Annotated in this window: 7 protein-coding genes and 1 pseudogene; 5 read left to right on the top strand and 3 right to left on the bottom strand. The window is 70.2% G+C overall.

The window, feature by feature from the left end; genetic code table 11:
- Window positions 1–193: 193 nt before the first annotated feature.
- Both BCD49_RS04670 and BCD49_RS04665 read left to right on the top strand, forming a co-directional pair.
- Entirely contained in the window at window positions 194–709 is a 516-nt protein-coding gene (locus BCD49_RS04670; RefSeq protein ID WP_007507589.1) for a transcriptional regulator, read from the top strand.
- 275 nt (window positions 710–984) lie between these two features.
- Window positions 985–1,851 carry an SAM-dependent methyltransferase gene (locus tag BCD49_RS04665; RefSeq protein WP_071041183.1) on the top strand — a complete coding sequence of 289 codons (867 nt, stop codon included), beginning with the start codon at window positions 985–987 and terminating at the stop codon, window positions 1,849–1,851.
- 440 nt (window positions 1,852–2,291) lie between these two features.
- Here the strand turns inward: BCD49_RS04665 and BCD49_RS04660 are convergent, their stop codons facing one another.
- Complete coding sequence (locus tag BCD49_RS04660; protein ID WP_007507593.1) at window positions 2,292–3,443, bottom strand: AfsR/SARP family transcriptional regulator; 1,152 nt, start codon at window positions 3,441–3,443, stop codon at window positions 2,292–2,294.
- A gap of 399 nt (window positions 3,444–3,842) precedes the next feature.
- Here BCD49_RS04660 and BCD49_RS04655 point away from each other — a divergent pair, with 399 nt between their 5' ends.
- The 3 genes and pseudogenes from BCD49_RS04655 to BCD49_RS04645 all read left to right on the top strand — a co-directional run.
- Complete coding sequence (locus tag BCD49_RS04655) at window positions 3,843–4,400, top strand: hypothetical protein (protein WP_071041181.1); 558 nt, start codon at window positions 3,843–3,845, stop codon at window positions 4,398–4,400.
- Window positions 4,401–4,415: 15 nt separating this feature from the next.
- Window positions 4,416–6,401: a WD40 repeat domain-containing serine/threonine protein kinase gene (locus BCD49_RS04650; protein WP_335341673.1), complete on the top strand. Its 1,986-nt coding sequence runs from the start codon at window positions 4,416–4,418 to the stop codon at window positions 6,399–6,401.
- Window positions 6,402–6,714: 313 nt separating this feature from the next.
- A pseudogene (locus tag BCD49_RS04645) lies at window positions 6,715–7,242 on the top strand (IS1634 family transposase); the annotation flags it as partial.
- A 56-nt stretch (window positions 7,243–7,298) separates the two neighbouring features.
- Here BCD49_RS04645 and BCD49_RS04640 read toward each other — a convergent pair.
- Both BCD49_RS04640 and BCD49_RS04635 read right to left on the bottom strand, forming a co-directional pair.
- Window positions 7,299–8,090, bottom strand: a complete 792-nt coding sequence (locus tag BCD49_RS04640; protein WP_007507600.1) for an SAM-dependent methyltransferase — start codon at window positions 8,088–8,090, stop codon at window positions 7,299–7,301.
- A gap of 315 nt (window positions 8,091–8,405) precedes the next feature.
- On the bottom strand, window positions 8,406–9,308 hold a 903-nt coding region (locus BCD49_RS04635; RefSeq protein WP_083401250.1), incomplete at its 5' end, for an ATP-binding protein.

The raw sequence follows: 9,308 nt of genomic DNA, 5'->3' as shown, positions 1-9,308 counted from the left end.
GGTCAGGAGGGTTTCCAGGTCTTGCGTCACAACTCGATCTTGGAAACCCTCTCTCCATGCCCGACCACCGGTCACCCAGACTTCGGACTTACTCGTCTAGCCCGAAATCCCCGGTCAGCCCGGGAAGGGCGCTGCGACCGCCGTTCCCGGGCGCTCATCCCCGTCCCCGCTCACCCATCCGCACGGAGGAACCATGTCCACGACCAGCGAGAACCACGCGTTCGCCCGCGAGGTAGGCATCCGACTACGCACCATCCGCACCCAGCAGGGCTACTCCCTCCAGAAGGTAGAGGCCCTATCCCACGGCCGGTGGAAGGTCCCGGCGGTCGGCTCCTACGAACGCGGCGACCGCATGATCAGCGTCCAGGCTCTCGCCGGGCTCGCCGCGTTCTACGGCGTCACCGTCCGCGACCTGCTGCCCGGCGGACGGCCCGGCCCGCTGCCACCGCGCACCGCCCGCCTCGTGCTCAACTTGCCCGCGCTGGCCCGCGTGCCCGGCGAGGACGCCGGGCCGCTGCGTCGCTGGGTCGCCGAGATCCAACGGGAACGCGGCGACTACGCCGGCCGCGTCCTCTCCATCCGCCACGACGACCTACGCACCCTCGCCACCCTCTACGACCGCACCCCCGACCAGCTGATCGACACACTCCGCCGGTGGAACGCCCTCGACCCCATGGGCGACGTCGGGAACCCCGCCGACACCGCCTGATCCCCACGCCGTAGCGGCGTGATCAGGACGGCACCGATAGCACGACCGCGCCCTCCCAGCGTCCACGCTGGGAGGGCGCACGGCCTGCCACAGCGAATCCGGGAAAACGGGTCGGCGCGCCCCCGTTCCGACGGCGGTCTCCGCATCCGACCGTCGGCCGTTGCCCGGCGGGCGTTGTGGCCGTGGCCGGATGCGCAGCGCACCGCCTTGAAGACGGTGCGTCTCCGACGGATAGGGTGAATTGCACCGATCGTCGGCCACGCGGAGGGGGCGTCGTGACGGAGACGGACGACTCACAAACCAGCGACGCCGGCTGGGACTGGACGAGCTCCACCGAGGATGCCGTGCKGGTGGATCTGCAGACCGATCGGCCGCACTCGGCCCGGATGTATGACTACTACCTGGGCGGTAAGGACAACTTCCCGGCCGACCGGGAGGCTGCGGCGCAGGCGCTGGCCGAGTTCCCGCACGGGCGGACGACCGCTCAGCAGAACCGGGCGTTCATGCACCGGGCGATCCGCTACCTCGTCGACGAGGTCGGCATCCGCCAGTTCCTCGACATCGGCACCAGCATTCCCACCAGCCCCAACCTGCACGAGGTCGCCCAGCAGGTCGCCCCGGACGCCCGGGTCGTGTACGCGGACAACGATCCGATCGTGCTCATCCATGCCCGTGCGCTGCTGACCGGCACGCCGGCTGGGCGCACTGCCTATCTGGCCGCGGACCTGCGTGACGTCGAGGCGATCCTCACGTCGGCCGAGCTGCGCGACACCATCGACCTGACCCGGCCGGTCGCGGTGTCGCTCGTCGCGATCCTGCACTTCTTCCCGGACGCCGACGACCCGTACGGCATCGTGCAGCGGCTGCTCGACGCGCTGCCGTCGGGCAGCCATGTGGTGATCAGCCATGTCACCGGCGACTACGCGCCCGAGACCTGGACCCAGTTGATCGAGACCTATCGCAGTCGGGGAATCCCCGCGCAGGCCCGCGGCCGCGGCGAGATTGCCCGGTTCTTCGAGGGTCTCGACCTGGTCGAGCCCGGGATACAGGTCGCGCACCGGTGGCGGCCCGACGGCGCCGTCCCGGCGGGTCTGACCGACGCTGAGGTCAGCGTCTACGGCGGCGTTGGCCAAAAGAAATGACCTAGCTCGCCCTACGAAGCACGGCGCGTGGCGCGGCGCAACGGGTGGTCGGTTCGCCGCTTGCGCGACGGGGCAGGTACAAGCGCGACCGCTGCGGCCAGCCCGGCGTGCGGTGCGTCGTCGGACACCTAGTGCTCGACAGGCCTGCCGAGGGTGGAACAGGCCCGGGCAGGGTCGCGCCGCTGATCGCGGGAACCGCGACAACGGTGCCGGTGGCGGGCGTCTGCCACCGGCACCGCGCTGGCGGGAAATGCGGTCGGTCCCGGGTCGACGTCGGCGGGGGGATCGCCTCGGTGTGTGTCACCGAGCCATCGCGCGGCCATTTGCCACATGCCCCGGCGGGCAACCGGCGCGCGCCGGGGCGTACTGCGTCGGCGCTTGGCGTCCGCCGAAGAGGAGGCGTTGTTGCCGGCGAGAAGCCGGCCAACCCCGCCCTCGCGTCAGCCTGGGCGCGGGCGACGCAGCAGCCGGGCAAGCAGCTGTTGAGCCTCCGGGGTGGGGTCGACGCCGAGGTCGAGATGATCGAGGGCGTCGACGAGGCGTTGGAAGGTGCGCCGCACAGCGTCGGGCCGGCCGCGGGCGGCGTGGATACGCATGGCGTGGACATAGAGGTCCTCGACCTGGGGCGCGAGCGCGATGGCCCGGTCGAGGTGGACGAGGGCGTGGTCGGGGTGGTCGTCGGCGTGGAGATCGGCGAGGTCGACGAGCACGGTCAGGGCGCGGTGTTCGAGGTCGGCGGCGGGGGCGGCGGACCATTCGTAGGCGGCGTCGCCGAACGGCCGGGCGGTGATGAGGGTGGCGGCAGCGGTGAGGGCGGTGATCCGGTCGGCGTCGGTGCGGACGCGGCCGGTGTGGGCGAGGGCACGGTCGAAGTCCCATAGGTCGACGGCGACGTGGGTCGGGTCGAGGCGGTAGCCGGTTTTCTTGTCGCCGGCGAGGTAGAGGGTGCCCGGCTCGCCGGTGGCGGCGCGCAGGGTGGAGCGCAGTTTCGCGATGTCCTGGTAGACGGCGTTGCGAGCGCGGGTCGGGTCGCGGTCGGGCAGGAGGTCTGCGGCGAGCTGGTCGCCGGGCACGCCGTCGGTGTGCAGAGCGAGGTAGGCGGCGATTTCGAGGCTGCGGGCGGACAGCCCGGCGCTGTGGGGCCGGCCGTCGAGGGTGAGCGCGGGCCTGCCGAACACGGTGAACCGCACCCGCGCTGTCCCTGGCGCCGGAGCCGGGGGCGGATCGTGCCGGGCAGACTCGACCGGCGGGACCGGGTCTGAGCGGGGCGGTGGCGCTTCGGGTGCGGGGCCGGGTGGGGCGCCTGGGATGCCGGCGGGGTCGGGGTGGAGATCTTGGACGAGGGTCAGCTCCAGCAGGTCGGCGGCCTGCTGGGGCGTGACCCGTAGCCACGGCGTGCCGGCGTCGGCGGGTGGGCTGGTCTGGCGGCTGTCGAGGTCGAGGGTGATCGCGTCGGGGGGCGGGCCGAGGGTGGAYGGGTGCAGGCCGAGGCGGGCGCCGTCGCGGCCGAATGCGGCGACCTTGAGCAGGCCGAAACCGAGCGACCAGCAGATGATCGGCGACCACGGCGAGCGGTAGTAGTAACGGCGCATAAGGACTCCCGCCGATGCGGAGAAAGTTTTGACCCGGCAATTCCCGGGGATCGCGTTTGCACTACCGAGTCTTCGCCGCCGCCGCTATCCGCGCCGTTCTCAGACTGTCAAATCGCCAAGGCCAATTCCGGCGCGATCCTGGCGCGATCCCGGCGCCGAGGCGGCGCCAACCCGGCGGCGCCAACCCGGCACGAATCCGGCATGAACCCGGCGCCGATCCGGCGCCCGGCCGCGCGGATCGGGCTTCCAGCTGCGTCCTGTGCCGCCTCGACGCCCAGCCGGCGGACGGCGCACAACGGCGCCACAAGCCCCAGAAAATCGGCTGTCGTATCTGTTTGATGGCGAGCAGTGTCCGAAGGGTGCCCATCCGSGCACAGCCCGATCACGGAGGAGGGAACCATGCGTCGCCCCGACACCGCTGGACCGGYTGATCTCGTCGACCAGCTCGACGCGCTGGTGCGCGGACTGCTCGCGCACGGGGTGTCRCACCCGGCCGATCTCGTGGCCTCCGCCGACGGCCGCGCGCTGACCGACCTGGTCTTCCCGGCCGGCAGCAGGGCAGGCAGCGCGCATGACCGGGCGATCCGGACGCACCGGCTGATCGTCGCGGCGGTCGCCGCGCTCGGCCGGCCCGCCGCGCCCGCGCTCGAAGCCCTCCTCGACCTGCACCCGGCAGCCCGGCCCGCCAGTCGCCGCCCGATGCTCACCCGGACCGAACGGCGCGAGCAGGCCGGCACGTACTACCGGGTCGCGGGCGACACCATCCGCCGCCACCACGAACCCCGGCTTACCCGGATGCTGGCGCTGGAGCTGTACCAGCGGGCCCGGCTCGGCGACCTGACCACGCACGGCACGCCCGAGCACAGCCACCCCCGCCAGGCACCGCCCCCGCCCGACCGCTACCGACCCACCACGGCGACGCCCAACAGTCACCAGCCGCCCCGCGCACGCGGGTAGCGGGGGCCGAGCCAGGTGACGCCACCCGGCAACCCCGGGCGCGTCGGCCCGTATACGGTCGTGCGCCGCCTCGGTGCCGGGGGCATGGGAACCGTCTACCTCGCGCGGAACCCCGACGGCCATCCGGTCGCGGTCAAGGTCATTCACCACGCCCCGCGCGGCGCGGCGTTCCGCGTCCGGCTCGCGCGGGAAGTCGACTACGCCCGCCGGGTCCCGCGTTTCTACACGGCCGCGATTCTCGATGCCGACCTCGACGCCGAGCCGCCCTACCTGGTGACCGACTACATTCCCGGACCGACTCTCGCCAGCGCTGTCCGCACCGACGGGCGTCTTTCCGCGCTGGAGGTTCTCGGGCTCGCGGTCAACGTTGCCGCCGCCCTCACAGCGATTCACGGGGTCGGACTCATTCACCGTGACCTGAAACCAGGAAACGTGATCCTCTCACCGACCGGCGCGCGGGTGATTGATTTCGGCGTGTCCCKGGCGATCGACCCGGAACTGACTCTGATCACCGATCCGGGTCCTATCGGGACCCTGCCATTTATGGCGCCCGAACAGGTCACCGGCGGCGAGCCCACACCGGCCCTCGACGTCTTCGCGTGGGGCGGCCTTGTCATCTACGCCGCGACCGGTCGTTACCCGTTCGGCCGGCCACACAACGTCGCACGCCTGATCCAGGCCATCATCCGAAAGGCGCCTGACACGGCGGGGATCGACCCGCCGCTCGCGGCCCTCATCCACACCGCGATGGCCAAAGACCCCGGCCAACGTCCGACCGCCGCCGAGCTGTACCAGGAGCTGATCACACTTCCCGCTGGCGCCACGCCCCGAACCCGACGCAGCACCGACACCGATGCCGATGTGCCAACGACGTCAGAGCAGACGACGCAGACCCCCGCGCGCAACCTCGACCCGCCAACCCAGCAGCCACCGCGGCGCCCTCGCCTACGCGCACCCCGCATCCTCGCGGCGGCCACAGCCGCCGTCTTGGCGGCGACCCTTGCCATCACCCTGACCGTGATCCACCACACGCCCCCGGCACATACAGGCGGCCCGGCGGCGGCCACGACACGACCAGCGGCGCCCACCACGCCAACCCCCACGTCCCCACCGCTGGCCACGCTGCACACCACCGGTGCGGCCCGGACGGTCCGCTACGCCCCCGGCGGCGCGGTCCTGCTCATCACGAGTGACACCGCCAAACCCCGGCTAATCGACCTCACCGACCCGACCCACCCTCGCACCCTGGCCGACCTCGACACCCCACCCGCCACCGCCGCAGCGTTCTCCCCCGACGGCCAGACCCTCGCGACCGCTGACCCCGAGGCCATCCACCTGTGGGACGTCACAGATCCATCGAATCCCGCCTCGCTCTCGACCATCACGAGCGACGAGATTCGACACCTCGCGGTCGGYGCCGATGGCACCCTCGCAGGCGGCAATACCGCCGGTGTCGTTCACTTCTGGGACATCACCGACCGCGCCGACCCGGAACACATCGGAGAAATCCAAACAGAAGCCGGCCCGATCGTCGGACTCGCCTACACCCCCGGAAACACCACTCCCATTCTCGCGACCGCCCTTGCCGCCCAATTACGAGACACCACGCAGGCGGCGCTTATAGGCGCTATTCCGGCCGTCTCCGGCGGAATCATCGGCATCGCCRTGAGCCCCGACGGGAAAAAGCTCGCCACCGCCGAACGAGACAGCTCAATACATCTGTGGAACATCGAAGACCCGACGCGCGTCACCGAAATCAGCCGCACCCTCGGACCAGGCCGAGCCGCCGCGTTCACGTCCGACAATCGGACGCTCGCCGTCGCAGCCACCGACCACACCGTCCACATCATCGACCTCAGTAACCCCGCCGCACCCCGAAACGTCATCACCTTCAGCGGCAACCGGAACGACCTCACCGCCATCGACACCAGCCCCGACGGGCAAACCCTCACCACCGCATCCCAAGACGGCACGGTCACCATCTGGCCCGGATCGCCATAGCTATCCACTCGCCAATACCAGCAACTACCAGCGACAGAGCGCAGCACTACAGCTTCCTCGGCCTGCCCCTGACCACCCGGGCGAACAGCATCACGGCGTCCCACCGGCCTTCGGAGCGATGCCAGCCGCGATGCTTCCACCGGCGGTCCGAGCCTGTGTGGGCGAACCAGACCMGGACCGTCGCCAACCAGCGACCTGCTTCGCGCCTGTCTCTCTCGTCGCCACAACCCTGGCCGGAACGAAGCCTTCGGCATGATCACGMGGCAGCCCTCCAGCGGTGTGGGCGTCGGAGCGGACGGCGGTCGCCGGCCCGCGGGTGGTTGGGACCGCGTCGCGGGTGCTCTACGAGACACTGGCCGGGGTTTTCGCGTCACTGGGGTTCGACGCGCTGGGCGACGAGGTGTTCCGGGATCTGGTGATCGCCCGGCTGGTCGAGCCGACGTCGATCCTCGACACCGGCCGGGTGCTGGTCGATCTCGGCGTCACGCCGGCGAGCGAGAAGACGATGCGCCGCACGCTGCTGCGCGCGCAGCGCGATGGCCACCGCGACCGGCTCGCCGGGCTGTGTTTCACCCACGCCCAGGCCAGCGGTGATGTCTCGTTGTGTCTCTACGACGTGACCACGCTCTACTTCGAGGCGGAGAACGAGGACGACCTGCGGAAGGTCGGCTATTCGAAGGAACGCCGCGTCGACCCGCAGATCGTCGTCGGCCTGCTCGTCGACCGGTATGGCTTCCCGCTCGAGATCGGCTGCTACGCGGGCAACAAGGCCGAGACCGCGACGATCCTGCCGATCGTCCGCCAGTTCAAGGCGCGTCACGGCCTGGAGAACCTGGTGGGTGATGAATGGTCACGTGTCCTCTCCAGCAGGGAGCGCGGTCATATCAGCGCGCAGGATCAGCGGTCGAGGTGGCGGCGTGCTACGGCTGCGTAGCAGGACACGTCGGCGTCGGTCAGCTCGCTGTCTGGTGCGTCATTGTCGGGTTGCCAGCGGTGCGCGACGGTGAGCCCGGGCGGGGCCAGGTCGAGGCCGGTGAAGAAGCGTTCGACTTCGGCCAGGCTGCGTGCTCGGACGGAGATGCCACGGGCCTGGTAGACGGCCGCGGCCTTGTCGGCCTGCTCGGGGGCGAAGTCGGCGGTGGCGTGCGTGAGGACCAGGTGGCTGCCGTCGGGCAGCGCGTCGAGCAGCGTCTGAACGATGCCGTAGGGGTCGTCGGCGTCGGGGATGAAATGCAGGATCGCGTTCAGGGACAAGGCGACCGGGAGGGACAGATCGAAGGTGTCACGTACCTCGGCGGAGCCGAGGATCTTCTCCGGGTCGCGTAGGTCGGCGTCCAGGTAAGCGGTGGCGCCTTCTGGCCGGCTGGTCAGCAAAGCGCGGGCGTGCACCAGAACGAGCGGATCGTTGTCGACGTAGACGATCCGGGCGTCGGGAGCGATCGACTGTGCGATCTCGTGCAGGTTCGGCGAGGTCGGGATCCCGGTGCCGATATCCAGGAACTGGCGGATCCTCCCCATGGTGGCGAGATACCTGACCGCACGGCCCAGGAACGCCCGATTGCACCTGGCCACTGTCCGCGCCTGGGGAAAGTCACGCAGGACCGCCTCGGCGGCCTCCTGATCGGCGGGATAGCTGTTCTTACCGTCCAGGTAGTAGTCATACATACGGGCCGAATGCGGCCGGTTCATGTACAGCTCCGTGCCCGATGCTTGGGACGGTGAATCGCTCGTGGTCATGGTCCTGCTAGTCCTTTACGTGATTACAAGGGGCGACGATGAAGGCGGTCAAGGGCTCGGTTTTGACTCACCGGGAAGGGTGGTGAGTGGCGGGACTGTGTTTGGGCGCGCGAAAGGTGCCCTCTCCTCACGGGAAGATCAAACTGCGGCGGTGGCAGGGATGTGCCGGCCTCGACCTGACGGTTTTGGGAACGGTTGCCGGTGATCAACGCCAAAGACCGGCGGCCAGGCTCAGGTAGCGCGATGCGGAGGCCCGCGGTGCGACGATCACGGTCGCGATTTCGTCCGGACGGGAGCGGACGCGCTGCGGCGCTCCGACAGGGCACAGCCCGTGCGCGGGCTTACCCCGGTGAGAAGGCCGTCGCGGATCCGTCGTAGCAGGACCAGGTCATGGACAGCCGGAGCGTCACCGACCGCGAGAGCCGTCGGCGCCCGGCGAGGCAGAGACCGCGACTCGTCACCGCGGCCGGCCTCGGGCCTGTCATGGTCCAACGCGGCCCAGACAATCTTGCCTGGCCCTGTCGCAGTCGGATAGGAGCCCCAGGTGGCCAGCGCGTCGACGAGGTGGAGTCCGTGTCCGGACTCGGCCAGCGGGTCGGGCATGGAGCGGGCGGGCATGGCGGGCGCGGTGTCGAAGACCTCGATCACAAGTCGGCGGTCAGTGTCGGTGAGCCGAACGGCGATCCAATGGGAGAGCGGGTCCGGCGTGTTGGTGTTCGTGGAGGCGGTGACCGCATTGGCGACAAGCTCGCTGATCACGAGCTGCGCGTCGTCCAGAAGCGAGAGCAGCCGCCATCCCGACAGCGTCGCGTGTGTCTGCCAACGGGCGACGGCAGGTGCGGCCGGGGTGGAGGCCAGCCATCGCACGATCGAGCGATTCGCTTCCACCTTGTCACGCACCGTCAACTGCCGCGGCATGCCGGCGGGCAGGGCCTTTGCCGCTGCGCTGGTAGTTGACAGCTCTGGCGTGCGAGGGGATCCGGAGGACAGCCGATTCGGGTCGCGACCTCCGGAAGATTCGAAGCAGGTCATGGAGGCCACTCCGGCGCGAGGGAGGGGGCAAGTCGATACCGCTTGGCTTGGCGAAGGTGGTCCCGAGTCCATGGGCGCCTCGCCGTCAGTGCTGTCGCTTGGCGTGCCACCGTTCATGCTCGACGTGTCCACCACGCA

The organism is Pseudofrankia sp. EUN1h (genome assembly GCF_001854645.1).
GTDB lineage: Bacteria > Actinomycetota > Actinomycetes > Frankiales > Frankiaceae > Pseudofrankia > Pseudofrankia saprophytica.
Note: the sequence above shows the minus strand (reverse complement) of the source record. Positions and strands in the feature narration are given on the sequence as shown.

Bases quoted from the DNA above. Each gene is read 5' to 3' on its own strand.
- BCD49_RS04670 (WP_007507589.1), top strand. From the start codon at position 194: ATGTCCACGACCAGCGAGAACCACGCGTTCGCCCGCGAGGTAGGCATC.
- BCD49_RS04640 (WP_007507600.1), bottom strand. From the start codon at position 8,090: ATGAACCGGCCGCATTCGGCCCGTATGTATGACTACTACCTGGACGGT.